We start from the raw sequence: 23,239 nt of genomic DNA, 5'->3' as shown, positions 1-23,239 counted from the left end.
CTGACCACGGGCCAGAACTCGCCGTCCCGCCCGGACCGAGGACCGGCATTCCCTGCGAAGATCGAGGGATGGAACTGACGATGGTTGACGTCATACCGGGAAACGCCGCCATGGCGACCGATGTCGGGCCGCTGATACGGCAGTTGAGGCCGGCCCTGACCGCCGAGGGGTTCGCCGCCTTCGCCGCCGAGGCGCACGCGCAGGGGCTGGTCTTCACCGCCGCGTACGACGGTCGCGGGCGGTGCGTCGGGGTGGCGACCCACCGGGTGCTGGCGACCAGCCGCGGCCGGCTGCTGTTCGTCGACGACCTGGTGACCGACCGCGCGGTGCGGTCGGCGGGGGTCGGCGGGCGGCTGATGGCGGAGCTGGAGGAGCGGGCCCGGCGGACGGGGTGCGCCCGGATCGAGCTCGACTCGGGGGTGACCAACCACGGCGCGCACCGGTTTTATCACACGGCCCGGATGTCGATCGTCGCCCTGCACTTCGCCCGCGAGATCCGGGCCGGTTCGTAACGGTTCGAGGGGACGGCCGGTTCACGGCCCGCGGTGCCGGCCGGTTCGCGGCCGTTCGCCGCGGCCCCGGGCCGGAGTTGACACGGAATCACGGAGTTGACGGACCCGCCGGCCTGCCCTTGACCCCCTCCGGGGCCGGGCTGGGACGATCCCCGGCATGGGCGAAACCATCAACGAGAAGCAGCCGATATTCTCCGCCGACGCCGACATTCGCATTTCCGCGACACCGATCGAGGTCTACGCGGTGATCAGCGACCTGCCGCGCAGCGGCGAATGGAGCCCGGAATGCCTGGGCGGTGAATGGACGGTCGGCGAGCCGGCCGCCGTCGGGTCCGTGTTCCGCGGCGACAACCTCCGCGGCGACGACATCGTCGCCTGGGCGCCGGTGGTCCGCGGCCGGTGGACGACCCAGTCCGAGGTGGTCACCGCGGAGCCGGGCCGGACCTTCCGGTGGGCGATACACAACTCGGACGGCCAGAAGCAGGAGAGCATCTGGGGCTTCGACATCGAAGCAGCCGAGGGCGGCGGCAGCCTGCTGACCCACCACTTCCGCATGGACTCGGCCACCCAGGGCATCAAGGGCATCACCGCGGAGATGGACGCGGCCGAGAAGCAGCGCTTCTTCGCGGAGTGGGGCGACAAGATCTCCGGCGATCTGGCCGCCACCCTGCAGCGCATCAAGGCCGTCGTCGAAGAGGCGTGACGCCGGGCGCTATCCGGCCTTTCCGCGATTCGCCCGGAATTCCCGGGCTCGTACCCGGGCACGCGGCCATTCGGACGCCCGGGCACGCCAATTCACCTCGGACGGTGTCCCTTTCACCGCGGGTGGTGTCCATTCCATTCACGTCAGGCGCCGACGGCGCACAGCCGCGGCCCGGGAGGCGTACAGGTGCTTCTTCAACGTATCGGAAACCGGGGAATTCAGCTCGGGATGCTCTTCGAACGCGCCGCGGCCAGACACGGCGCGAACGTCCTCATCCTCGACCACGACCTCGACGCGGCACCGGAGTTGGGCCGCAGGGCGACTGTCGCCGAGGTGTCGGACCTGGTGGACGACCTGGCCTCCCGGCTCTGGGCGGCGGGCGTGCGGCCGAGCCGGCGGGTGGTGGTGTACAAGGCCGACGGCTTCGACATCACGCTGCTCGCGTGCGCGGCGGCGCGGATCGGGGCCGTCCCGGTCCTGCTGTCGCCGGCTCTGGACGGCGCGACGGTCGCCGAGCTGGTCCGCCGCACCGACCGGCCGTTCCTGGTGACCGACCAGGAGAAGCTGGAGAACGTGCTGCCCGAGACGGTCTTCGACCTCGCCGACCGGGTGGTGCTGACCTCCGGCTCGTACCAGGACGCCGTCGAACTGCGGGCGCTGGCCGGGGTGGAGAGGGTCAAACCCGTCATCATGCCGGCCGACCACCCGACGCTGATCACCCACACCTCGGGCACCACCGGGACGCCCAAGCTGGCCGTGCACACCGGGTTCAGCCTGCAGTCCCGCTACCGCCCGCAGGCCTCCGTCATCGCCCCGCTGATCCCGGGCCGGGAGACCATCGCCATCCACGTCTCCTTCGTCCACTCGCGGCTGATCACCGCGCTGGCGATCTCGCTCTACCGCGGCTTCCCGCTGGTCGTGCTGCGCGAGTCGGACCCGAAGCACGTCGGCGACCTGTTCGCGCGGCTGAAGCCGGGCATCCTGGAGGCGCACCCCAACTCCTTCATGGAGTGGGAGGAGTTGGCGCAGGACCCGCGCGGCCCACTGTCCAACGTCAAGCTGTTCAGCAGCACCTTCGACGCGATCCACCCGCGGACCGTGCACCGGTTGCTGCGCGCCACCCGGCGCCGCTCGCCGCTCTTCGGCCAGCTGTACGGGCAGAGCGAGGTCGGCCCGGCCATCGTCCGCGGCTTCACCCGGCGCCGCACCCTGGACGACGACGGCCGCTGCGTCGGCATGCCGTTCCCCGGGATGACCGACGTCCGGGTGGTCAGCCGGAACGGCAACCCGCCGTCCGAGCGGAACCCGGGCTTCATCGAGGTGCGCAGCGACGGACGCATCGTCACCTATCTCGGCGAGCAGGACCGCTACGACGCCCAGGTGTCGGCGGACGGCTGGTGGCGGATGGGCGACGTCGGCTACCGCACCAAGTGGGGCTGCGTGCACCTGCTGGACCGCGAGGTCGACCTGATCGAGGGCTTCGGCAGCACCCTCGCGGCCGAGGACACCCTGTTCGGCCAGCTGCCCGGCCTCGCCGAGGTCATCATCATCCCCGGCCCGGACGGCAGGGCCGTGCCGGTGGTGTGCACCAAGGACGACGAACCACTGGACCTGGCGGCCTGGCGGCGCGCCGCGGCGTCGCTGCCGCCGATGGCCGAGCCGGTCCACCGGCGGCTGGAGGAGCTGCCGAGGACCGCCACCACCAAGATCAAGCGCCTGGAGCTCGCCCGCCTGCTGCTCGCCGAAGCCCCGCAGGGCACCCGGGTGGACGTGGAAGACGTGGAGGACGTGAAGCCGTGAGTGAGCGAAGCGAGCTCGTCATCGAGAGGTCCGCGTGGGCGCACGCCCCTACCGAGCGAAGCGAGGCGGGCGCATGAGCACAGTGGGCAGCAAGGCGGCACTGGAGGTCTGCGTCATCGGGGCCGGCCCGCGCGGCCTGTCCGTTCTGGAACGGCTCTGCGCCAACGAGCGCGCAGCGCCCTCGCACGGCTCCATCACGGTGCACATGGTCGACCCGGCCGCGCCCGGCGCCGGCGCCGTCTGGCGCCAGGACCAGTCACGGCACCTGCTGATGAACACCGTGGCCTCGCAGATCACCGTGTACACCGACGACAGTTCCCGGATCGACGGCCCGATCGAGCCCGGTCCGAGCCTGTGGGAGTGGGCGGTGGAGGTCGCCGAGGCCGGCGCCGCCTCCGGGCAGGACGAGGAGTGCGTGGCCGAGGCCCGCACCCTGCAGGCCGACAGCTACCCCACCCGGGCGTTCTACGGGCGCTACCTGAACGCGAGCTTCCGCCGGGTGGTGGACGGCGCGCCCGCGCACGTCACCGTCCAGGTGCACCGCTCGCGGGCGGTGGCGATGGCGGACACCCACGGTGTCCCCGGCGGCCCGCAGGGCATCCGCCTGGAGAACGGCAGCCGGCTCAACCGCCTGGACGCCATCGTGCTCGCCCAGGGCCACGTCGCGGCCCGGCCGACCCCGCACGAGGAGCGGACGGCGAGCCTGTCCCGGATCCACCACCTCACCTACATCACCCCGGCCAACCCGGCGGACCTCGACCTGAGCGGCATCCTGCCGGGCCAGCACGTCCTGTTGCGCGGCCTCGGGCTGAACTTCTTCGACCACATGGCCCTGTTCACGGTCGGCCGGGGCGGCGCCTTCGTCCGCGCGGACGGACGGCTGGTGTACCGGCCGTCGGGCCGGGAGCCGAAACTGTTCGCCACTTCGCGCCGCGGCATCCCGTACCACGCCCGCGGCGAGAACGAGAAGGGCGCGTACGGCCGTTACTTCCCCCGGTTGCTGACCGCCGAGTACATCGCCGGGCTGCGCGAGCAGTCCGCGGCCGGCGAGCCGGTGCAGTTCCGCACCGATCTGTGGCCGCTGATCGCGCGCGAGGTGGAGAGCGTCTACTACGGCACGCTGCTCGACGCGAAGGGCCGCGGCGCCGATCGGGAGCCCTTCGTCCAGCGGTACCTGACGGTCGCCCACGGCGGCGGCTTCGCGGCCCTGCTCGACGAGTACGGCATCCCCGAGTCGGAGCGCTGGGACTGGGAGCGACTCTTCCGCCCTTACGGGGACCGGGAGTTCACCGGGCCGGAGGACTTCCGCGACTGGCTGCTCGGGTACCTGGCCGAGGACGTCGAGGCGGCCCGCGCCGGCAACCTCAGCGGCCCGCTCAAGACCGCCCTGGACATCCTGCGCGACCTGCGCAACGAGATCCGCCTCGCGGTGGACCACGGCGGGCTGGAGGGGAACTCGCACCGGGACGACCTGGAGGGCTGGTACACCCCGCTCAACGCCTTCCTGTCGATCGGCCCGCCGGTCTCCCGGATCGAGGAGCTGATCGCCCTGATCGAGGCCGGGGTGGTCGAACTCACCGGCCCGGGCACCGAGATCCGGATCGACACCGAGGCGGCCGCCTACGTGCTCACCTCCCGGGCGGTGCCCCAGCCGCCGGTGCGCGCCACCGTCCTGATCGAGGCCCGGCTGCCCGAACCCGACCTGCGCCGCACCACCGACCCGCTGCTGCAGCACCTGCTGAGCACCGAGCAGGCCACCGCGTACCGGATCCCGGGCACGGGCGGCACCGACTACGAGACCGGCGGCCTGGCCGTCACCAAACGGCCGTACCGGCTGCTGGACACCCGGGGCCGCGCGCACCCGCGGCGCTACGCCTACGGGGTGCCGACCGAGTCGGTGCACTGGGTGACGGCGGCCGGAATCCGGCCCGGCGTGGACTCGGTGACGCTCGGCGACTCGGACGCGATCGCCCGCTCGCTGCTCGCCCTGCCGCCCACCACCCAGCTGCCCTTCGGGGTCCGGCCGGACGCGGCCGTCACCGACCTGACCGGAGTGCTGATATGACCGACCCTGACGAGCCGGTCGCCCCGCACGGACCCGGCGACCCGCACGACGCGCACGACGCGGCCGGCATCCTGACCGACTCCGGGCTGCTCTCGCCGGTCCGCGCCGGGACGCCGGTCGAGGCCGCCGTCTGCGACCGGGCCTGGCTGCAGGCCATGCTGGACGCCGAAGCGGCGCTGGCCCGGGCCCAGGCCGGGCTGGGCACCCTGCCGAAGAGCGCCGCCGACACCATCACCCGCCTGGCCCGCGCCGAGCTGCTGGACCTGCGGTCCCTCGCGGTCGAGTCCCGGGAGACCGCCAACCCGGTGGTCGGGCTGGTCCGGGCGCTGACCGGGGTGGTGGCGGCCGAGGACCGGGCCGCCGCCGAGTACGTCCACCGCGGCTCCACCAGCCAGGACGTCCTGGACACCGGCGCGATGCTGGTGGCCGCCCAGGCCCTGCGGATCATCCGCGCCGACCTCGCCCGCACCGCGCGGGCCCTGGCCGTCCTCGCCGAACGGCACCGGGACACCGTCCTCCCCGGCCGCACGCTCGCCCTGCAAGCCGTACCGACCACCTTCGGCCTCAAGGCGGCCGGCTGGCGCCGGCTCGTCCTGGACTCCGAGCAGCGGCTCGGGCACGTCGCCGAGCACGGTCTGCCGGTCTCGCTCGGCGGCGCCGCCGGCACCCTCGCCGGGTACCTGGAATACGCCCGGATCGACGGCGCGGCCGCGAACGGGGCGGCGCCGGACCCGGGCGACTACCTGGACCGGCTGCTCACCGCCTTCGCCGCCGAGACCGGGCTGGCCCGCCCGGTGCTGCCCTGGCACGCGCTGCGCACCCCGATCGCCGACCTCGCGGGCGCGCTGGCCTTCACCGCCGGCGCCCTCGGCAAGATCGCGATCGACGTGCAGTCGCTGACCAGGACGGAGGTCGGCGAGGTGGCCGAGCCCACCGCGGCCGGGCGCGGCAGCTCCTCCGCGATGCCGCACAAGCGCAACCCGGTGCTGGCCACCCTGATCCGCAGCGCCGCGCTGCAGGTGCCGGTGATCGCCACCGGGCTCACCCAGTGCCTGCTGGCCGAGGACGAGCGCTCGGGAGGCGCCTGGCACGCCGAGTGGCAGCTGCTGCGCGAGGCGCTGCGGCTGACCGGGGGCGCCGCGCACACTGCGGTGGAGCTCGCCGAGGGGCTGGAGGTCCGGCCCGAACGGATGCGCACCAACCTGGAACTGACGGGTAGTCAGATCGTCTCGGAACGGATCGTCGCCGTCCTGGCGCCCCGGCTCGGCAAGGCGACGGCCAAGCAGCTGCTCACCGAGGCCTCCGGCGAGGCCGACCGCGATGGGCGGCCACTGGAGCAGGTGCTCGCCGAACTGCCTGCTCTCGACGGCATGTTCGGCAGGGCCGAGCTCTCTCGGCTGTGCGATCCGACCTCGTACACCGGGGCGGCCGGCCCCCTCGTCGACCGGGCCCTGCGCGAGCCGTGAGGCCAGCCCGGCGCCGGCGCCCCGGCGCCGGACTCCCGAGCGATCTGCGACCAACCGAAGGGGAAGAGGAGCATGTTCCTGCAACGCGTCGGCAACCGAGGCATCCGACTGGGCACGGTCTTCGACCGCGCGGCCGCCCGTCACCCGGCGAGCCCGGTCTACCTCGACCACGACCTCGACATCGCCCCGGAGCTGGGCCGGCGGGTCACCCTGACCGAACTCGCCGATCTGGTCGACGACTTCGCCGCCCGACTGTGGGCTTCCCAGGTCCGCCCCGGCTCGCACGTGGTGATCCACAAGTCGGACAGCTTCGACATCTCCCTGCTCGCCTACAGCGTCGCCCGGGTCGGCGGGGTCCCGGTGCTGCTGTCCCCGAAGCTGGACGGCACCACCGTCGCCCGCCTGCTGGGGCGGCTGTCCCGGCCGACGCTGCTCACCGACGCGGCGAAGCTGGAGCAGGAACTCCCGTCCGAGGTGTTCGACCTGACCGAGCGGGTGCTGGTGGCCACCGGGGAGTTCCCGGGCGCGACCGCGCTGGCCGGGCTGGCCGGGGTCGAGCGGGTGGCACCCGTGATCATGCCGCAGGACCAGCCGGCCCTGATCACCCACACCTCGGGCACCACCGGCCTGCCCAAGCTCGCCGTCCAGACCGGCATCACGATCCAGGCCCGCTGCCGCCCGCAGTCGGTGCTGCTCGCCCCGGTCGGGCGGCACGAGCCGATCGCCGTACACGTCTCCTTCGCCCACTCGCGGATGATCAGCGGGGCCGCGCTGTTCGCGCTGCGCGGCCACCCCATGATCATCCTGCGGGACGACGAGCCGGAGCACGTCGCGAAGCTGTTCGCCCGGATCCCCCCGGGGGTGATCGAGTCCCACCCCAACACCCTGCTGAGCTGGGAGGTCCTGGCGGACCACCCGGCGAAGCCGCTGGCCAAGGTCCGCTGCTTCAGCAACACCTTCGACGCCATCCACCCGCGCACGGTCGACACCCTGCTGGGCGCGTCCGAGCGCAGCCTGCCGTTCTTCGCCCAGACGTACGGGCAGAGCGAGACCGGCGCCATCGCCGCCCGCACCTACACCCGGCACCGCCGCAGCGGCGCCGACGGCCGCTGCGTCGGGCGGACCTTCCCCGGGATGACCGAGGTCCGGGTGGTCAGCCGGGACGGCCGGCCGGTGACCAAGAACTCCCCCGGCCACATCGAGGTGCGCAGCGGCGGGCAGATCGTCACCTACTTCGGCGAGCGGGAGCGCTTCGAGGGCCAGTTCTCGCGGGACGGCTGGTGGCGGATGGGCGACCTCGGCTACCGCACCCGGTGGGGCTGCCTGCACCTGCTGGACCGTGAGGTCGACGAGATCCCGGGGATCAACAGCACCCTGGACCTGGAGGACAAGCTGTTCACCCGGCTGCCCGAGCTGCTGGAGGTGATCATCGTGCCCGGCGGGGACAAGGCCCCGGTGCCCGTGGTCTGCACCCGGGACGACCAGCCGCTCGACCTCGCCCGCTGGAACCGCGCGGTGGCCGGCCTGCCCACACTGGCCCCGCCGGTGCAGCGCCGGCTGGACGAGCTGCCGCACACCGCCACGACCAAGGTGAAGCGGCTGGAGCTGGCCAGGGAGCTGGCCACGGCCGAGGAGGCCTGAGCCGACGCTTTTCAGGAGGGGCCGACGCGTGTCAGGAGGGGCCGATGGCCGGCAGGCTCCGCAGGACGGACCGCAGGTCCCCGGGCCCGAGCCGGACACCGAAGTCCTCCGCGAGGACGGCGGCGTACCGCTCGTCGGTGAGGTCCGCAGCCTCCGTCGTGCCGTCGGCGCGGCCGACGACCAGCCGTCGGCCGTCGAGGGAGAGCCGGCGCTGTGGCGTGATCCTGGACAGGTAGGCCCGGCCGGTGAATGGGGAGCGCTCGTGGGTGGAGGTGTAGTGGTTCATCACCACGCAGTCGACCTGGTGCAGCGGCAGGCCCGTCTCGAACCGGTAGAGCGGCAACCACCCGTCGGGGCGAAGGAGTTCGAGCACCCAGCAGTCCGGCTCCGAGCCGACCCGGCGGAGCCGGTGAGTCCAGCCGTCGGGCTCGGCCAGGGCACCGTCGGTCAGCGGCAGCGGCTCCAGCGGCCCCTTGTCGCCGAAGCCGACGTCGGCGAGGAAACGCGCCTGGCCGACCGTCACCAGCAGCACCAGGTGGGTGCGCGGCAGCGGTCGGCCGGCATTCAGCAGGGCTCGGGCGGCGAGCCTGGTGACCTGGAAGCCCAGGCGTTCCAGCACTGCGGCGAAGAGCAGGTTCTGTTCGAAGCAGTAGCCGCCGCGGCCGCCGGCGACCAGCTTGGCCTGGACGCGGTCCAGGTCGAGCGGGACGCCGCGGCCGAGCGGGATGTCGAGGTTCTCGAACGGGAGGGCCAGCAGGTGGGCGCGGTGCAGCCGGCGCAGCGTCCCGGGCTCGGGGGGCAGCGGGCCAGGGACGCCGGTGCGGGCCAGGTAGGCCCCGACGTCGAGCAGTTCCGCTCCCCATTCGCCGGTGGCGCGGTCATCGCCCATCCTGTCGGCCTCTCTCCCGTGCGCTCTCCCGGAGACTACCCGGCAAGGATCGCCCCGGCACGGAGGACCTCGGCGATCAGGCCACCGACGATCCGGGGGCCGTCCTGGGTGAGCACCGACTCGGCGTGGAACTGCATGGACGCGAAGTGCGGGCCGCGCAGGGCGTGCACCTCGCCGGTCTCCCGGTCGCGGGCGGCCTCGACGGTGCCGACGCCGTCCACGTCGACCGTGTCGTGCGGGCTGATGGCGGCGAAGGTGTTGTAGAAGCCCACCCGCTCGCGAGCGCCGAACAGGTCGATCTCGCGTTGGACGCCCTGGTTGGGGACGTCCCGGCGGCGCAGCGGCAGGCCGAGCAGGGTGGACAGCACCTGGTGACTGAGACAGACCGCGACGAACGGGCGCCGCCGGGCGAGCAACTCGGCCACCGCGGAGCGCAGACAGGCGATCTTGGGGTGGTCGGCCTGCCGCGGGTCGCCCGGCCCCGGGCCCATCACGACCAGGTCGAAGCCGTCGAAGGCGTACTGCTCGTCGAATCGACGGATCGTCACCTCAAGCCCCAGTGACTGGAGTTGGTGGCCGATCATGGCGGTGAAGGTGTCCTCGGCGTCGATCACGAGCACCCGGCGCCCGGCGAATTCGGCGAGCCGTCGGCCGCGGTCCGCGTCCTCGGCCAGCCAGAAGTCCGAGATGCCGGTGTTGCGCCGCTCCAGCGCGGCCAGTACCCGGGGGTGGCCGGCGAAGGTGCGCGGGCCTCCGGCTTCCAGCGCGGCCAGCAGCCCGGCCGCCTTGGCCCTGGTCTCGGCGACCTCGGAGGCCGGGTCGGAGTGGCGCACCAGGGTGGCGCCGACTCCGATCCGGATCCGGCCGGCGGTGTCGATGTCGGCGGTGCGGATCAGGATCGCGGAGTCCATCGTGCGCCCGCCGTGCTCGTCCCGGCCGATCAGCGCGGCCACGCCGCTGTAGTAGCCGCGCCCGGCGGGCTCGTAACGGCGGATGACCCGGGCGGCGCTCTCCAGCGGGCTGCCGGTGACGGTCGGGGCGAACATCGTCTCGCGGAGGATCTCGCGCGGGTCGCGGTCGGTCCGGCCCTCGATGAGGTACTCGGTGTGCGCGAGCCGGGCCATCTCCTTGAGGTACGGGCCGACCACCCGGCCGCCGCCCTCGCAGATCCGGGCCATCATCTTGAGCTCCTCGTCGACCACCATGTAGAGCTCGTCGGCCTCCTTGCGGTCGGCGAGGAAGTCCATCACGCCGGCCAGGGTGGGGCCGGAGGCCGGGTAGCGGTAGGTGCCGCTGATCGGGTTCATCACGGCGACGCCGTCGGCCAGGCTGATGTGCCGCTCGGGGCTGGCGCCGACGAATGTCCGCTCCCCGGTGTGCACGACGAAGATCCAGTAGGCGCCCGCCTCGCGCTCCGTCAGCCGGCGGAAGAAGGCCAGCGCGGCGTGCAGGGTGTAGTCGCTGATCTCGGCCAGGAAGGTGCGGCGGACGACGAAGTTGGCGCCGACGCCCTGCCCGATCTCCTCGGCGACCACCCGGCGGACGATGTCGGCGTACTCCTCGTCGCCGAGGTCGAAGCGGGCGCCGGTCAGCTCGGTGGGCCGGTCCGGGATCAGCGCCAGCGCTTCGTCGAGGTCGACGGTGGCGTGCTCGGTCACCGTCATGGCGAGCAGCGGGGCACCGTCGTCCTGGGCCTCGAAGCCGCGCTCGGCGATCTGCCGGTACGGGACCAGGACCAGGACGTCCGGGCCCGGGCGGCCGGGCTCGGGGCCCAGCGGGACACCGTCCAGCGTGTGCGCGGTGGCGACCTCGCCGAACAGGACGTCCAGCGTGCCCGGGCCGGTGGTCTCGGGCCGGTGCAGGAGGGCGAAGGCGGGCGGCCGCTCCGCGAGCACCCGGCGCAGCAGTTCCTCGGTCGTCCGGTCCGTCGTCGGCTCGCTCGCCCGGTCCGTCGTCGGCTCGCTCGCCCGGTCCGTCGTCCGGTCGGTCATGCGAAGGTCTCCTTGGCGGTGATCAGCATCGCGCAGCGCGCGGCGGCGTACTCCAGGGCGAGCCGGTGGTGGGCGGCGGAGAAGTCCGCGACGGCGTCGGCGACCAGGAACGGCCGGATGTCGTTGGTGAAGGCGTCGACGGCCGTCATCAGTACGCCCACGTGGGCGTACACGCCGCACAGGATCAGCTGGTCGCGGCCCTCCTCGCGCATCCGCTGGAGCAGGTCGGAGCGGAAGAAGGCGCTGTAGCGCCACTTGGTGAGCAGCCAGTCGCCGGGGGCCGGGGCGAGCGACTCGACGACCTCGCGGTCGACCGGGTCCATCCGCATCCCGGGGCCCCAGAAGTCCAGCAGCAGCCCGCGCTGTTCGGTGGTCATGCCGCCCGGCTGGGCGGTGTAGGCGACCGGCACGCCGAGCTCGGCGGCCTGGCGGCGCAGCAGGGCGGCGTTGTGCAGCAGCTCCCGGCCGGGTGCCTCGTCCGCCGGGAAGGGGCGCAGGAAGTAGCGCTGCATGTCGTGCACGAGCAGCACCGCGCGGTCCGGGCGGACGGTCCACGACACGGTGTTGTCGGGCAGCTCGCCCGCGGTCGGCATCGGATAGGGCTCGATGGTCGGAATGCCTGCCATGCGGTGGACTCTCCTGGGGGAGTGGTGAGTTGGGCGAGCCGGTCAGGCGCCGAGGCCGGCGCCGCCGTCGACGGTGAGGTCGTGCAGGGTGATGTGGCCGGCCGCGTCGGAGAGCAGGAAGAGCACGGCGGCGGCGATGTCGGCGGGGCTGGCCAGCTTGTTGAGCGGGATGCCGACCCGGAAGGCGTCCGCGCGACCGCGCAGGGTGCCCTGCGGGCCGGATTCGTCGTGCCACATCGAGGTGAGCATCGGGGTGTCGGTGGATCCGGGGGCGACGAGGTTGCAGCGGATGCCGTACCTGGCGACCTCCAGGCCGAGGCTCTTGGTGAACATCGTCGCGGCGGCCTTGGAGGCGGCGTAGGCGGCCATCTCGGTGCGCGGGGTGCGGGCGGCGTTGGAGGCGACGGTGACGATGGCGCCGCGCCCGCGCGGGATCATCCGGTCGACCACCGCGCGGGAAACGTGGAAGACGCCGTTGACGTTGACCGCGAAGGTGGCCGCCCAGTCCTCGACGGAGAAGTCCCGGACCTCGCCGAGGCGCAGCACCCCGGCGGCGTTGACCAGTTGGTCCACCGGCCCGAGTTCGCGCTCCACCTGGTCGACGAGCAGGTCGACGGCGCGGTGGTCGCTGACGTCCACCGGGTAGGCCTCGGCCCGCAGGCCCTCCTCGGCGAGGGCGGCCACGGTCTTGCGCAGGCCCTCCTCGTCGCGGTCCGCCGCGGCCACCGCGGTGCCCTGTTCGGCCAGGGCGCGGACCACGGCCGCGCCGATGCCGCCTGCTGCCCCGGTGACCAGGGCGATCGTGTTCGTCACTGCCGGACCTCCCTCGGGGCCGGCGCGCGGCCGGCCCGTTGCTCTCTCGGTTGCTCTCTCGGTGTGGCGGTGCGTGGCGCCGTTCCGGGCGCGGCGGGTCAGCCCTCCCAGGCGGAGACCACGGTGATGGCCTGGCCGGGGTTGAGCCGGGGATCGCAGAAGCTGGTGTACTTGTCGCCGACGTGCGCCATCCCGGAGGCGTCGTGGGCGCACTCGGTGACGTCATCGGGCGTGGTCTCCAGGTGCAGGCCGCCGGCCACGCCGCCCTCGGAGCGGACGGCGTACTGGAAGTGCTGGATCTCCCGGACGACGGTCTCCACGAAGCGGGTCTTCAGCCCACCGGGCGTGGTGACGGTGTTGCCGTGCATCGGGTCGGTGAGCCAGATGACCGGGTGGCCGGCCTCCCGGACGGCCCTGACCAGCGCGGGCAGCCGGTCGGCGACGACCTCGGCGCCCATCCGGGCGATCAGGGTCAGCCGTCCGGGCTCGCGGCGCGGGTCGAGCCGCGCGCACAGCTCCAGCAGTTCCTCGGGCGCCATGCCGGGGCCCACCTTGCACGCGACCGGGTTGGCCACGGACGCGAGCATCGCGACGTGGGCGCCGGCCACGTCGCGGGTCCGCTCGCCGATCCACGGCCAGTGCGTTGACGTCAGGAGGCTTTCGGTGTAACTGATCTGACGGATCATCGGAACTTCGTAGTCGAGCAGCAGCGCCTCGTGGCTGGTCCACACCGGCGGGCTGAGCGGCGAGCGGCGGTCCGGATCCGGCCAGCCGAGGTGGGTCATCGCCTCGGCCGCCGCCCAGTAGCAGTCGAGCAGCCGCCGCGGGTCGGGGCGGCGCAGCTCCGGGTCGGGTTCGGGGCTGTTGACCAGGTGGCCGCGGAAGACCGGGATCTCCAGGCCGCCGACGAACTCGGTCGGTTTGGAGCGGGGCTTGGCGAACTGGCCGGCCATCCGGCCGACCCGGACCACCGGCCGGTGGGTGGCCATCGTGACGATGCCGGCCAGGACGTCCAGCAGCCCGGTCTTGCGGGCGACGTCGCCCGCGGTGCACTCCGCCGGGTCCTCGGCGCAGTCGCCGATCTGTACGACCTGGGCCCGCCCGGCCGCGACCTCGGCGAGCACGGAGCGCAGCCGCCGGACGTCGGCCGGGCCGACCAGCGGCGGCAGACCGGCCAGCCGGTCCTTGATGTCGGGAAGGTGCTCGTGGTCGGCCCAGTCGGGCTGGTGGAGTGCGGGCCGGGACAGGAGCGCGGACAGGGCGGTGACCATGGGTGTCTCCCAGGGCGAAGGTGCGCCGGCTCGGCGGCGCGCACGGAAGGGCGTCGTGGCGAGGCTGTGGATGGCACGGGTCGGGGAGGACCGGCGGGCCCGCGGCCCGGGTCCCGGTCCGGCAGCGGTCCGCCGGCCACCGAACGGCTGAGGCTCTTCCAGATCTTGTGGCGTGCCACCAGGTGTCGCCAACGCCCGCCCCCGCACTTCGTCAGGTGGCGGATACTCCATCAGGTGGCGGCACACTCCGTCAGATGTCGCCCGGGGACGACGAAGAACGGTGACGGCGGACCCTCGAAGAGGTCCGTCCCGAGGTGGCGGACCGGCGAGATCCGGCCATGGAACGGCTCGGGCGCGCGACCCGCCCGGACGCCGTACGGCACGGCCGGACCCTGGTGGCCCAGGCCTACCCCGGGGGTGGGCGGACCACCGTGCGCCGGCGCCTCGTGGCACATGCCGAAGTCGGCGTGGCAGGTCGGGTCGCCGGACCCGGACGTCAGAAGCCGGTACCGGGTGCCGTCTCGCGGGCGGCCCGGCCACGCGCCACGGCCACCTCGATCAACATGTGCTCGACCTCCTGCTCACCCTCCGGGAAGACGCCGCCGCGCACCACCCGCAGGGTGCGCCCGCATTCCTCGGCGATCCGGCGCAGCGCCGTCAGGTCGCCGCGCTCGCTGAAGTGCAGCAGCACCGAGCCGCCCGGAGCCAGCCGGCCCGGAGCCTCGACGAGGAAGCGGCGGTGGGCGGCGTAGCCCGGGTCGACGTAGCCGCGCTCGTGCATCGTCCGGTAGCGGTAGTCCTCCGGCGCGAGCACGTAGTTGGAGTGCCAGAAGACGGTGTCGAAGCGCTCCTCGGGCGCGAGCGCGGCGAACAGGTCGCTGTGCACGCTGTGGACGCGGTCGGCGACGCCGTGCCGGTGGGCGTTCATCTCGGTGTTGCGGACGGCGGCCTCGTTGATGTCGCCGGCCACCACCCGGGCATGCCCGGCCAGTGCCGCGGCCACCGCGATGACGCCGGTGCCGCAGCCGATCTCCAGCAGCGAGCCGGAGCGCCCGGCGGCCCGCGGGTCGTCCAGGCCGAGCAGGCGCATGGAGATCTCGGTGGTGGGCGAGTAGACCGGGGCGAAAATCCCTGGCAGCAGGTCCCATTCGCGGCCGCAGAGCCGGAAGGTCGCGGGCCGGTGCGCGTGCTCCAGCGCGGCCCTGCTTCGTTCCAGCGAACGGCGGTAGTCCTGTAGCGCGTTCATGCCGTCCGCCTGTGCTCCCACCGCGCCAGCTGGGCGTTGTCGCCCGGACCACCTCCCTGGTGGCCACCACTTCATCCTCCTCAACCGGCACGGGCGGCGGGAAGGTGACCCGGCAACACATCGGGGGCCACTCGGCGGTGCCCTCTCCACCGTCCACACCGTGGAATCATCCGAGCCCCACCCAAAGTGACATGATAAACACGTTGTAGCACCTGGCATGTGCCAGGCAAAACGGCTGGTATGTACGGGTGGGGGATAAGAGATGGCCCAACAGGGGGTCCGGAAGCGGCCTGACGCGCTGACCGTACTGACCTTGCTGGTGGCGGAGGCACCACCGGCGCGCATCGAGTCACTGCTCGCCGAAGCCGCCTGCGGCGGCGCCCCCGAGGCCGAGACGGCCGCACTCGAGCGGGCCGTCCGGCTCGGACTGGACATCTGCGCCCAGCGCCGCGGGCGCCAGCAACGCGAAGCGGGCCTGTCCGCGCTGCTCGACACCGCCCGGGACCTCCTCGTCCCCGACACCCTCGACGGGGTGCTCAAGGCCGTCACCCGGCGCTCGCGTCTGCTCCTCGGCGCGGACATGGCGTACGTCAGCTTCCCCGGACCGGAGGACGGCCTGTCCTACATCCGGGCGTCGGACGGCCACACCTCCACCCTCAACGTCGGCCTCCAGCTGACCGGCGGCTCCGGACTCGGCCACGCCGCCGTCGCCAACCTCGCGCCGGTCTGGACCCCGGACTACCTCGACGACAACCGGATCCAGCACAGCACCGACATCGACGAGGTGGTCCGGACCGAGGGGCTGCGCGCGATCATGGCCGTCCCGCTGAGCTACGGCCCGCACCCCTTCGGCGCGCTCTACGTCGCCGACCGCAATGTGCGGCACTACACCCCGGAGGAGATCTCCACCGCGAACCTGCTCGGCGAGCTCGCCGGCCTGGCCGTCCAGCGCACCCTCGTCCTCGACGACGCCAAGGCCACCGTGCAGACCCTGCGCGAGGAGCACGGACGCACCACCGAGTCGCTGCGGGAGCTCAGCGAGCACCGGCGCATCCATCACGAGCTGATCGAACGGGCGCTGACCGACTGCGAACTGCACGGCCTCGCCGAAGCCGTGAGCCGGAACCTGGGTGGCGCGCTGCGGATCCACGCAGCGGACGGCACCGTCCTGACCACCACCGGCCGGATGCCCGAGACCGGCCCCGCCGCCGCGGATGTGCACGCCGCCAAACGCCCGGTCCACACCGCGGACGGCCTCTGGGCGGCCCCGGTCACCGCCGGAGGCGAGATACTCGGCACCCTGGTGTTCCGCCCCGAGGACCTCCCCGCGGCCGGCATCGACGAACTGCTGCACCTGGCCGCCCAGGCGGTGGCGGTGCAGCTGCTGCGCACCGGCGACACCACCGTCGCGCAGGGCCGCGCCCACGGCGAGCTGCTGGAGGACCTGCTCACCAGCGCCCAGCGCCCGCCGCAGCAGTTGGAGGAGCGCGCCCGCCGGCTCGGCATCAACCTGGCCACGCCGCACGTGGTGGTGGTCGTCCGCCCCGAGGCCCGAGCGGTCGGCCGGGCCTGCGCCCTGGCCACGGGCCTGGCCCAGCGACTGAACGGGCTGCGGGTCGGGCACGGCGGCAACGCCGTGCTGCTGCTGCCCGGCACCGACGCCGGCGCGACGGCCCGGGCCGTCCTGAACGAACTCGCCCCGCTGCTCAGCGAACCGGTCACGGTGGCGGCGGCCGGGCCGGTCGCGGACGCCGCCTCGGTCTTCCACTGCCACCAGGAGGCGCTGCGCTGCCTGGAGGCGATGATCGCCCTCGACACCACCGGCCGCTCGGCCTCCCCCCGCGAGCTGGGCTTCCTCGGTGTCCTGCTCGCCGACAACCGGGACGTCCGCTCCTTCGTCGACTCGGTCATCGGTCCGGTGCTCGAGTACGACCGGCAGCGGTTCACCGACCTCGGCCGCACCCTGGACGCCTACTTCGAGACCGGAGCCAGCCCCACCCGGGCCGCCCAGAAGCTGCACGTCCACCCGAACACCGTCGCCCGCCGCCTGGAACGCATCGCGGAACTGCTCGGCCCCGACTGGCAGGACCCCGGCCAAGCGCTCGAAGTCCAGCTCGCCCTACGGCTCTCGCGCGTCCGCGACCTCCTCATCAAGGACGGCCCGTCGGCGGGAGTCGGCCAAGGAACCTAGGGCGCGGGCGCGAGTTCGACGACGGACCCTAGCTCACGCGGCGGAGCGAGCGGCCGCCGGTGTGGGAGAGGGCCACGACCGCGTGTGCGGCCGAGGCGAGGGTGACATGGCGGTGCCAGCCGTTGAAGGAGCGGCCGGTGTAGTCGCGGATGCCGGTGCGGTCCGCGATCTCGTCGAAGTCCCGCTCGACCCGGCCGATCCGCAGGCTCAGCCGGAACAGCTGGGCCGGCGTGGCGTCCGGGATGTCGGCCAGCCACAGCTCCTGCGGCCAGCGCCGGCCGGAGCTGCCCGCGCCGAGCAGCAGCAGGTCGCGGTCCGGGCCGTCCGGCCTGCGGTTCACTCCCAGGGGGCGGGCCGCCCCGGTCACCGTCCGCACCCGGACGGCACCGACCAGCGCGGTGCACAGCCCGGCGTCCTGGCCGTGGTCGGTCCAGGTCACCATCCGCCTGCGGTCCCGGCACGCCCCGATGATCCGGTGGGCCGGCATCGCCTCCGCGCCGTGCCCGGCCCCCTCGGCCGGGCGGAGCGGCAGCGTGCTGTTGATCCGCACGAGGAACGGCACCCCCGCCGCGCGCAGCCGCCGCAGCGCCTTCATCCCGTCCAGCTCCCGGACGTCCATCACCACCGGCAGCGTGGGCAGCCGCCAGTCCGAGGTCAGCTCCAGCACCGCCTCGACCGAGCAGTCGCCCAGCGTCCGGGTGTCCACACTCGCCGGGATGGACGCCTGGCTGCGCCGCGGCACGTCGTCCAGCCACGCCCGGGACAGGTGCAGCCGCCAGTTCACCGGCATGCTCACCTCCTCGGACGCCGCCCAGACGCCCACCGCCTGCTGCGCGTTGAGCACCTGGCCGAGCGAGGAGATGAACCGGCGATCCACGCCCACCGAGTGCTCCCCGGCCTTCGGGATGACCGTCTGCTGCACCACCCAGGCCTGCGGCGGCGCGACGGACGTCACGTAGTGCGCCAGCGCGGCGCGCACCGGGTCCCACTCCCAGGTGGAGCTGCTGATGAAGTGGTGCAGGTTCTGTTCCGTGGCCTGCCCGCCGATCAGCCGCGCGATGTTGCGCACCGACTTGCGGCCCTCCGCGCCCAGCAGTCCGCGCAGGTACTCCACGCCCTTGCGGCGCTGGTCCGCCCGGGGCAGCGACGCGAACAGCGCCGGGCACAGCTCCGAGAGGACGATGTCGTGGGAACTGCCGACGCCCGGCTTGCGCCCGGGCGTTCGCGTGTCCCTGATGTGCAGGGCGAAGTCGCTCATCGAGATCCCCAACCTCTACATGGCAGACGCATCTTCAGATGGGTCGACGGTATGCAGAGGGCTCGGGCCGGGCCCAGGTGCACCGGACACACGGCTGCACGCGCGGCCTATGGCCGGACCACCGGACGGAGCGCGCGGGCAGGCGAGATCGCCCCCGGAGCCGCCCGGCGGGGTGTGCCGGGGCCATCAGGGGCGGGCCGACCGCGCGCGAGTTGACGAACAAACGACTTCCGTGCGGCACCCCGGCGCCGACCGGTGGAAGACTCTCCGAGCATGCGAGCAGCCTTCATCGAGGCCCTCGGGCCGCCCGAGAACATCCGCTACGGCGAACTTCCCTCCCTCCGTCCCGGGCCGACCGACATCCTGGTCGACGTCACGGCCACCACCGTCAACCCGGTGGACACCTTCGTCCGCTCCGGCCTCTTCCGCACCCCGGTCGAGTTCCCGTTCGTGATCGGCCGCGACCTGGTCGGCACCGTGGCCGCGGCCGGGCCGGCCGCCCCCGGCTTCGCCGTCGGCGACCGGGTGTGGACCAACAGCCTCGGCCACGGCGGGCGCCAGGGCGCCGCCTCCGAGCAGGTCGTCGTCCCCGCCGACCGCCTCTACCACCTCCCTGAGGGCGTCCTCCCCGAGGAGGCCGTCGCCGTCGTCCATCCGGCCGCGACCGCCTACCTCGGCCTGTTCACGCACGGCCGCCTGCGGGCCGGTGAGACCGTCCTGGTGGCCGGCGCGGCCGGGAACGTCGGCTCCGCGCTGGTCACCCTCGCCGTCGACGCCGGGGCCCGGGTCGTCGCCACCGCCTCCGCCCGCGACCTGGAACAGTGCCTCGCCCTGGGTGCGGCCGAGGCCCTGGACTACCGCGATCCGGACCTCGCCGAACGGCTCGCCCAGGCCTGCCCCGGCGGCGTCGACCTCCACCTCGACACGTCCGGGGAGAACGACCTGGCCACCGCCGTCGACCTGCTCGCCCCGCGCGGACGGATCGTCCTGCTGGCCGGCGCCCGCTCGCGGCCGATCCTCCCGGTCGGGCCGCTCTACATGAAGGACTGCTCGATCGCCGGCTTCGTGATCTCGCATGCGACCAGCACCGAACTGGCCGAGGCCGCCGTCGCCATCAACCGCCTGCTCGCGGCCGGACGGCTGCGCCCCCTGGCGGTCGAGACCCTTCCGCTGAGCGCCGCCGCCGAGGTCCACGGCCGAATGGAACGCGGCGAGCTGCACGGCAGACGGGTGGTCCTCAGGCCCGATTCGCAGGCCTGACCGGACGCCTGCCAACTGTTGTACCGGAGGTCCGGCAGGGCCGCAACGCCCTCGTCGGGCTGCGACTTGACATATTCCGGGCCTCCGGCCCGTCCGGCCTGCGGCACAGAACCTGGACGTGTATTGTCCTGGTTATGCGAATGGGTGAAGGAGTCGAGTGGGGCCTGCACTGCTGCCTCACCCTGGCATGGCTCGACAGTGACCAACCGGTTCCGACGGCACGGCTGGCGGCCTGGTTCGACCTGCCGCCGGCCTACCTGACCAAGCGCCTACAGGCGCTGGTCCGGGCCGGCATCCTGAGCTCGACACCGGGTTCCAAGGGCGGCTTCCGGCTGGGCCGACGGCCGGAGAAGATCACTCTGATGGACGTGGTCGCCGCCATCGAGGGCCCCGACGACGTGTTCCGCTGCACCGAGATCCGCCAGCGTGCGGACGGCGGTGGCGCCATCGCACGGGAGTTCCGACAGCCGTGCGGGATCGCCACCGCGATGCGCAAGGCCGAACTGGCCTGGCGCCGCGAACTCGCCGGGCAGACGGTGGCCGACCTCATGGCCGCCGCGCCGGGCGGGGCCGCCGACCGCACCCGACGCCACTACGCCCGCATGACCGGCTGACCGCACGCCCGACGGTCCGACCGCCTCACCGCGCAGCGACACCACAGCACACGCACCGACCCGCAAGGAGAATCTGGATGTCCAGTGTCTCGATTCCGGCCGACCGGAAAGCTCCGGCCGAACCCGGCTCACCACCCCAGGGCGGCCTGTCCTCCACCCTCGTCCTCGCCTTAGGCACATTCGCCGTCGGCACGGACGCCTTCGTCGTGGCCGGCTTCCTCCCCTCCATGGCCAAGGACCTGCACGTCTCCTCGGCCACGGCCGGCCAGTCGATCACCGTCTTCGCCGCCGCCTACGCCGTCCTCTCCCCCGTCCTGGCCACCCTCCTCGCCCGGCTTCCCCGCCGAACCCTGCTGATCACCGCACTGTTCACGCTCGGCATCGCCAACCTCGGCTCGGCACTGGCCCCCAACATGGCCGTGCTGATCATCAGCCGCATCATCGCCGCCGCCGGCGCCGCCGCCTACACCCCCAACGCCGGAGCCGTCAGCGCCTCCCTCGTCCGCCCCGAACTGCGGGCCCGCGCCCTCGCCGTGGTCATCGGCGGCCTCACCATCGCCACCGCACTCGGCGTGCCGCTCGGCAACGCCGCCAGCCACTGGCTGGGCTGGCGCACCGCCCTCGGCCTCGTCGCCGGACTCTGCCTGCTCGTCGCCGTGATACTGCGCCTGATCATGCCGTGGCTCCCCGGCAACGTCCGGGTGCCGCTACGCACCCGCCTCGCCGTCCTGCGCCGACCGGCCGTCCTCGCCGTCCTGCCGCTCACCATCCTCGGCATGGGCGCCAGCTACACCGCGTACGCCTACAGCGTGCCCATGCTGGAAGCCGTCAAGGTGCCCGAGAGTTCCATCCTGTGGATGCTCTTCCTGTACGGCCTCGGCGCCGTCATCGGGAACCTCGCCGCGGGCTACACCACCGACCGCTGGGGCTCCACCAAGGTCCTGATCATCGGCTACACCGCCATGGTCGTCGCCCTCGGGGCCCTCGCCTGGCTCGCCGCCTCCGACTCCGACCTCAAGCCCGTCGTCGGCCTGCTGGTCCTCCTCTGGGGCGCCAGCAGTTGGTGCCAGACACCCCCGCAGCAGCACCGCCTGATCGAGGTCGCCCCCCAGGAGGCCCCGCTGGTGGTCTCCCTCAACTCCTCCTCCATCTACCTCGGCATCGGCCTCGGCACCATCATCGGCGGCTCCACCCTCGGCGCCGGCGCCGCGACCGTGTACGGCCTGGGCGCGGCCATCGCCGCCATCGCCCTGATCTTCCTGCTCTTCACCCGCCACTCGCCCACGAACAAAGGCTGAGGCGCGAGACACCTCCTGCGGGCCGGTCAACTCCCTTCCGGTCACCGCTTCCTGACGGTGCGGCGTCGCACCGAGCGCTGAAACACCCCTCAGCACGCGACGACCGACGACCGGCGCGGAGACAGACCCTGCTGCCCCGGTTTCCCCGACACGTCCCTGGCCGCCCAACGGCGCCGCGCACCGCAGCGGCCCCGGCCACGGACACCACCCCGCACTCCCCGCGGGACCACCACGTCGACGAAACCGAGAGATTGCCAGATGACCCAGTTGAGCGAGTCCCCCGTGACCACCCACAGCGCCGAGACCACCGAATCGACCCCCGCGCCGGTCACCCCCGACGCACGGACCACGCCCGCGGAGTCCGGGACGACCGGCGCCCAGGCATTGATCCGTGCACTCGAAGAGGTCGGAGTGGACACCGTCTTCGGCATCCCGGGCGGGGCCATCCTTCCCGCGTACGACCCGCTGATGGACTCGGCCAAGGTGCGCCACATCCTGGTCCGCCACGAGCAGGGCGCCGGCCACGCCGCCACCGGATACGCCCAGGCCACCGGCCGGGTCGGGGTCTGCATGGCCACCTCCGGCCCGGGCGCGACCAACCTGGTGACCCCGATCGCCGACGCCTACATGGACTCGGTGCCGATCGTCGCGATCACCGGCCAGGTCCCCTCGACCCTGATCGGAAGGGACGCCTTCCAGGAGGCGGACATCTGCGGCATCACCATGCCGATCACCAAGCACAACTACCTGGTCACCGACCCCGACGAGATCCCCCGGGTGATCGCCGAGGCGTTCCACATCGCCGCCACCGGCCGCCCCGGCCCCGTCCTCGTCGACATCACCAAGGACGCCCTCCAGGGCCTGACAAGGCATCGGCAGGTCGAGCCCTCGCTGCCCGGCTACCGCCCGGTCACCAAGCCGCACGCCAAGCAGATCCGCGAGGCCGCGAAGATGCTGGTGGGCGCCAAGCGCCCGGTGCTGTACGTCGGCGGCGGCGTGATCAAGGCACAGGCCACCACCGAGCTGCGGATCCTCGCCGAACTGACCGGCGCCCCCGTGGTCACCACCCTGATGGCGCTCGGCGCCTTCCCCGACAGCCACCCGCAGCACCTGGGCATGCCCGGCATGCACGGCTCCGTCCCGGCCGTCACCGCGCTCCAGAAGGCCGACCTGCTGTTCACCCTCGGCGCCCGCTTCGACGACCGCGTCACCGGCAAACTGGACAGCTTCGCCCCGCACGCCAAGGTCGTCCACGCGGACATCGACCCCGCCGAGATCGGCAAGAACCGCCCCGCCGACGTGCCGATCGTCGGCGACGCCCGCGAGGTGCTGGCCGATCTGATCGTCGCCGTCCAGGCCGAGTTCGACGCCGGACACAAGGGCGACTACTCGCAGTGGTGGGACAAGCTCGACGAGTGGAAGAAGACCTACCCGCTCGGCTACGAGCCCGCCCCGGGCGGCCGCCTCTCCCCGCAGCAGGTCATCGAGCGGATCGGCCGGCTGGTCGGCCCCGAAGCGATCTACGCCGCGGGCGTCGGCCAGCACCAGATGTGGAGCTCGCAGTTCATCCGCTTCGAGAAGCCGGGCACCTGGCT

General features: G+C 73.1%; 18 protein-coding genes. 11 read left to right on the top strand and 7 right to left on the bottom strand.

The genetic code is table 11. The features are described from left to right. Positions 1-110: 110 nt before the first annotated feature. From ACFWPI_RS04925 to ACFWPI_RS04900, 6 genes are all read left to right on the top strand, one after another. Positions 111-512, top strand: coding sequence for a GNAT family N-acetyltransferase (locus ACFWPI_RS04925; RefSeq protein WP_244293282.1), 402 nt, complete (start codon positions 111-113; stop codon positions 510-512). Between the two features lie 157 nt (positions 513-669). Further along, a complete protein-coding gene (locus tag ACFWPI_RS04920) occupies positions 670-1,215 on the top strand; it encodes an SRPBCC family protein (protein WP_380375374.1) in 546 nt (181 codons plus the stop codon). 228 nt (positions 1,216-1,443) lie between these two features. Further along, a complete protein-coding gene (locus ACFWPI_RS04915) occupies positions 1,444-3,015 on the top strand; it encodes a class I adenylate-forming enzyme family protein (RefSeq protein WP_380375372.1) in 1,572 nt (523 codons plus the stop codon). A 73-nt stretch (positions 3,016-3,088) separates the two neighbouring features. Next, positions 3,089-5,080, top strand: coding sequence for an FAD/NAD(P)-binding protein (locus ACFWPI_RS04910; RefSeq protein ID WP_380375370.1), 1,992 nt, complete (start codon positions 3,089-3,091; stop codon positions 5,078-5,080). Beyond that, complete coding sequence (locus ACFWPI_RS04905; protein WP_380375368.1) at positions 5,077-6,546, top strand: adenylosuccinate lyase family protein; 1,470 nt, start codon at positions 5,077-5,079, stop codon at positions 6,544-6,546. The genes ACFWPI_RS04910 and ACFWPI_RS04905 overlap by 4 nt, the downstream gene beginning before the upstream one ends. Before the next feature lie 72 nt (positions 6,547-6,618). Then, positions 6,619-8,187 (top strand): class I adenylate-forming enzyme family protein, encoded by a 1,569-nt coding sequence (locus ACFWPI_RS04900; protein ID WP_380340442.1) that lies wholly within the window; start codon positions 6,619-6,621, stop codon positions 8,185-8,187. 31 nt (positions 8,188-8,218) lie between these two features. On the opposite strand, the gene ACFWPI_RS04895 is transcribed toward ACFWPI_RS04900, so the two are convergent. The 6 genes from ACFWPI_RS04895 to ACFWPI_RS04870 form a co-directional block, all read right to left on the bottom strand. Further along, the gene (locus ACFWPI_RS04895; protein WP_380375367.1) at positions 8,219-9,076 is read right to left on the bottom strand and encodes an arylamine N-acetyltransferase; all 858 of its coding nucleotides are present in this window, start codon (positions 9,074-9,076) and stop codon (positions 8,219-8,221) included. Positions 9,077-9,111: 35 nt separating this feature from the next. Continuing rightward, positions 9,112-11,067, bottom strand: coding sequence for an anthranilate synthase family protein (locus tag ACFWPI_RS04890; protein WP_380375365.1), 1,956 nt, complete (start codon positions 11,065-11,067; stop codon positions 9,112-9,114). Next, positions 11,064-11,693, bottom strand: coding sequence for an isochorismatase family protein (locus ACFWPI_RS04885; protein WP_063346539.1), 630 nt, complete (start codon positions 11,691-11,693; stop codon positions 11,064-11,066). Before ACFWPI_RS04885 ends, ACFWPI_RS04890 begins: the two co-directional genes overlap by 4 nt. A 42-nt stretch (positions 11,694-11,735) precedes the next feature. Further along, positions 11,736-12,506 (bottom strand): 2,3-dihydro-2,3-dihydroxybenzoate dehydrogenase, encoded by a 771-nt coding sequence (locus ACFWPI_RS04880; protein WP_380375364.1) that lies wholly within the window; start codon positions 12,504-12,506, stop codon positions 11,736-11,738. A gap of 98 nt (positions 12,507-12,604) precedes the next feature. Next, a complete protein-coding gene (locus ACFWPI_RS04875; protein WP_363376889.1) occupies positions 12,605-13,777 on the bottom strand; it encodes a 3-deoxy-7-phosphoheptulonate synthase in 1,173 nt (390 codons plus the stop codon). Positions 13,778-14,273: 496 nt separating this feature from the next. Continuing rightward, complete coding sequence (locus ACFWPI_RS04870) at positions 14,274-15,023, bottom strand: 50S ribosomal protein L11 methyltransferase (RefSeq protein ID WP_380375361.1); 750 nt, start codon at positions 15,021-15,023, stop codon at positions 14,274-14,276. A gap of 262 nt (positions 15,024-15,285) precedes the next feature. Between ACFWPI_RS04870 and ACFWPI_RS04865 the strand changes: the two genes are divergently transcribed. Continuing rightward, complete coding sequence (locus tag ACFWPI_RS04865) at positions 15,286-17,214, top strand: helix-turn-helix domain-containing protein (protein WP_380375359.1); 1,929 nt, start codon at positions 15,286-15,288, stop codon at positions 17,212-17,214. 28 nt (positions 17,215-17,242) lie between these two features. Here ACFWPI_RS04865 and ACFWPI_RS04860 read toward each other — a convergent pair whose 3' ends face one another. Next, complete coding sequence (locus ACFWPI_RS04860) at positions 17,243-18,472, bottom strand: IS701 family transposase (protein ID WP_380340458.1); 1,230 nt, start codon at positions 18,470-18,472, stop codon at positions 17,243-17,245. A gap of 273 nt (positions 18,473-18,745) precedes the next feature. Between ACFWPI_RS04860 and ACFWPI_RS04855 the strand changes: the two genes are divergently transcribed. From ACFWPI_RS04855 to ilvB, 4 genes are all read left to right on the top strand, one after another. After that, complete coding sequence (locus ACFWPI_RS04855; RefSeq protein ID WP_363376882.1) at positions 18,746-19,732, top strand: NADPH:quinone reductase; 987 nt, start codon at positions 18,746-18,748, stop codon at positions 19,730-19,732. A 134-nt stretch (positions 19,733-19,866) separates the two neighbouring features. Then, positions 19,867-20,346 (top strand): Rrf2 family transcriptional regulator, encoded by a 480-nt coding sequence (locus ACFWPI_RS04850; RefSeq protein ID WP_350886768.1) that lies wholly within the window; start codon positions 19,867-19,869, stop codon positions 20,344-20,346. A gap of 77 nt (positions 20,347-20,423) precedes the next feature. Beyond that, a complete protein-coding gene (locus tag ACFWPI_RS04845) occupies positions 20,424-21,644 on the top strand; it encodes an MFS transporter (RefSeq protein WP_380340466.1) in 1,221 nt (406 codons plus the stop codon). Positions 21,645-21,902: 258 nt separating this feature from the next. Continuing rightward, positions 21,903-23,239 (top strand): biosynthetic-type acetolactate synthase large subunit (gene ilvB, locus ACFWPI_RS04840; RefSeq protein WP_380375358.1); only part of this gene is annotated, 1,337 nt, incomplete at its 3' end.

The sequence above is a fragment of the Kitasatospora sp. NPDC058492 genome (assembly GCF_042720685.1).
Classification (GTDB): domain Bacteria; phylum Actinomycetota; class Actinomycetes; order Streptomycetales; family Streptomycetaceae; genus Kitasatospora.
The sequence above is the reverse complement of the archived record's forward strand: the minus strand, read 5'-3'. Positions and strand labels throughout refer to the sequence as shown.

Excerpts from the sequence above, each read along its gene's own strand:
- ACFWPI_RS04925 (WP_244293282.1), top strand. The coding sequence starts at position 111 with ATGGCGACCGATGTCGGGCCGCTGATACGGCAGTTGAGGCCGGCCCTG.
- ACFWPI_RS04920 (WP_380375374.1), top strand. The coding sequence starts at position 670 with ATGGGCGAAACCATCAACGAGAAGCAGCCGATATTCTCCGCCGACGCC.
- ACFWPI_RS04915 (WP_380375372.1), top strand. The coding sequence starts at position 1,444 with ATGCTCTTCGAACGCGCCGCGGCCAGACACGGCGCGAACGTCCTCATC.
- ACFWPI_RS04910 (WP_380375370.1), top strand. The coding sequence starts at position 3,089 with ATGAGCACAGTGGGCAGCAAGGCGGCACTGGAGGTCTGCGTCATCGGG.
- ACFWPI_RS04905 (WP_380375368.1), top strand. The coding sequence starts at position 5,077 with ATGACCGACCCTGACGAGCCGGTCGCCCCGCACGGACCCGGCGACCCG.
- ACFWPI_RS04900 (WP_380340442.1), top strand. The coding sequence starts at position 6,619 with ATGTTCCTGCAACGCGTCGGCAACCGAGGCATCCGACTGGGCACGGTC.
- ACFWPI_RS04895 (WP_380375367.1), bottom strand. The coding sequence starts at position 9,076 with ATGGGCGATGACCGCGCCACCGGCGAATGGGGAGCGGAACTGCTCGAC.
- ACFWPI_RS04890 (WP_380375365.1), bottom strand. The coding sequence starts at position 11,067 with ATGACCGACCGGACGACGGACCGGGCGAGCGAGCCGACGACGGACCGG.
- ACFWPI_RS04885 (WP_063346539.1), bottom strand. The coding sequence starts at position 11,693 with ATGGCAGGCATTCCGACCATCGAGCCCTATCCGATGCCGACCGCGGGC.
- ACFWPI_RS04875 (WP_363376889.1), bottom strand. The coding sequence starts at position 13,777 with ATGGTCACCGCCCTGTCCGCGCTCCTGTCCCGGCCCGCACTCCACCAG.
- ACFWPI_RS04870 (WP_380375361.1), bottom strand. The coding sequence starts at position 15,023 with ATGAACGCGCTACAGGACTACCGCCGTTCGCTGGAACGAAGCAGGGCC.
- ACFWPI_RS04865 (WP_380375359.1), top strand. The coding sequence starts at position 15,286 with ATGGCCCAACAGGGGGTCCGGAAGCGGCCTGACGCGCTGACCGTACTG.
- ACFWPI_RS04860 (WP_380340458.1), bottom strand. The coding sequence starts at position 18,472 with ATGAGCGACTTCGCCCTGCACATCAGGGACACGCGAACGCCCGGGCGC.
- ACFWPI_RS04855 (WP_363376882.1), top strand. The coding sequence starts at position 18,746 with ATGCGAGCAGCCTTCATCGAGGCCCTCGGGCCGCCCGAGAACATCCGC.
- ACFWPI_RS04850 (WP_350886768.1), top strand. The coding sequence starts at position 19,867 with ATGCGAATGGGTGAAGGAGTCGAGTGGGGCCTGCACTGCTGCCTCACC.
- ACFWPI_RS04845 (WP_380340466.1), top strand. The coding sequence starts at position 20,424 with ATGTCCAGTGTCTCGATTCCGGCCGACCGGAAAGCTCCGGCCGAACCC.